The 1,363-nt window shown below is 64.8% G+C and carries 2 protein-coding genes; both read left to right on the top strand.

Going from position 1 to position 1,363, the window contains the following annotated elements; all coding sequences use genetic code 11:
- On the top strand, positions 1-863 hold an 863-nt coding region (locus tag NXI30_29045; GenBank protein MCR9098287.1), incomplete at its 5' end, for a phosphoenolpyruvate synthase.
- Positions 860-1,363, top strand: a 504-nt coding sequence (locus NXI30_29040) for a hydroxyacid dehydrogenase (protein MCR9098286.1), incomplete at its 3' end; no start/stop codon positions are given. The genes NXI30_29045 and NXI30_29040, both read left to right, overlap by 4 nt.

The raw sequence follows: 1,363 nt of genomic DNA, 5'->3' as shown, positions 1-1,363 counted from the left end.
TCGGCAACATGATCCGCATCCATCCCATGGCGCTCGTGCGGTTCGAGGAGCTCGAGGACAAGGAGGCGAAGGACCGGATCGCGGAAATGACCCGCGCCTATCCGGACAAGACGGAGTATTTCGTCGAGACGCTCGCGCGCGGCATCGCGCGCATCGCGTCGGCGCATCATCCGAACCCGGTCGTGGTGCGGATGAGCGACTTCAAGACCAACGAATACGCCGAGCTGATCGGGGGCGCCGCTTTCGAGCCCGACGAGGAGAACCCGATGCTCGGCTGGCGCGGCGCCTCGCGCTACTATGACGAGGCCTATCGCGAAGGCTTCGCTCTGGAATGCCGCGCGCTGCGCCGGGCTCGCGAGGAGATCGGCCTCGACAACATCATTCTCATGATCCCCTTTTGCCGGACCATCGGCGAAGCCGATCGGGTTCTCGAGACCCTGGCGGAGGAAGGGCTCGTTCGCGGGCGCGCCGGACTCGCCGTCTATGTCATGGCCGAGATCCCCGCCAACGTCCTGCTCGCCGAGAAATTCGCCCTACGCTTCGACGGCTTTTCCATCGGTTCCAACGATCTGACCCAGCTCGTCCTCGGCGTCGACCGCGACAGCGACCGGCTGCGGCGACTTTTCGACGAACGGGACGAGGCGGTCGAAGAGGCCATCTCCGACCTTCTCGCCAAGGCCAACCGTCGAGGCGTCCACACCGGTCTCTGCGGGCAGGCGCCGAGCGATCACCCCGAGTTCGCCCGCTTCCTCGTCCGCCACGGGATCGGCTCAATCTCGGTCAGCCCCGACAGCTTTCTGAAGGTAAAGCAGCAGGTCGCCGAGGCCGAGCGGCGCAAGGATCAGGAGGAGGACAGGACATGAAGATCGTCGTCTTCGACGTGGAGCCTTGGGAATGCGAAACCTTTGAGAGTTTGAAACAGGACCACGAGGTCGTCTTCGTGGATGGGCCGCTCGACGCAGGGTCGGCCGAAGAGCATTCCGACGCCGAGGTCATCTCCGCCTTCATCTACTCCGACCACTCGCGCGAGGTGCTGGATAGGTTCGACGCGCTGAAATTTATCGCGACCCGCTCCACGGGCTTCGACCATATCGATATGGATTGGTGCCGCGAGAACGATGTCACCGTATCGAACGTGCCGACCTACGGCGAGAACACCGTGGCCGAGCATGTCTTCGCCCTCCTGCTGGCGATCAGCCACAGGATCGTCGACGCCGCCGACCGGACCCGCCGCGGCGACTTCAGCCAAGGCGGGCTTCAGGGCTTCGACCTCAAGGGCCGGACCATGGGCGTGATCGGCACCGGCGACATCGGCCTCCATGCCGCTCGCATCGCCCGCGGCTTCGGGATGGAGGTCTTGGCC

The organism is bacterium, assembly GCA_024742285.1.
Classification (GTDB): Bacteria; Myxococcota_A; UBA9160; order UBA9160; family UBA4427; genus UBA4427.
Note: the sequence above shows the minus strand (reverse complement) of the source record. Positions and strands in the feature narration are given on the sequence as shown.